Annotated in this window: 1 protein-coding gene; it reads left to right on the top strand. The window is 70.2% G+C overall.

The window, feature by feature from the left end:
* Positions 1–238: serine hydrolase (locus SB658_RS27300; RefSeq protein ID WP_410603681.1), on the top strand; the 238-nt coding region annotated here is incomplete at both ends.

The following is a 238-nucleotide window of genomic DNA, read 5'->3' as shown; positions in this document are numbered from 1 at the left end:
GACCACCGTTGGACCCCCGACATCCGCGAGGACGTGCATTCCGCGGCGAAGGGCGTCTGCGTCCTGGCGGCCGGTATCGCCGCCGACGAGGGGCTCATCGATCTCGACGCCCCGATCGGGGTCTACGTCGGCGACGTCGATCTCGGCCCCGGGGTCGATCGCGTGACGATCCGCCGCCTGCTGACCATGACGAGCGGCGTCGACCTGCCGTGGTCGGAGACGATGATGACCGACTGGC

The sequence above is a fragment of the Bacillus sp. SIMBA_008 genome, assembly GCF_046535495.1.
Lineage (GTDB): Bacteria > Bacillota > Bacilli > Bacillales > Bacillaceae > Bacillus > Bacillus subtilis.
The sequence above is the reverse complement of the archived record's forward strand: the minus strand, read 5'-3'. Positions and strand labels throughout refer to the sequence as shown.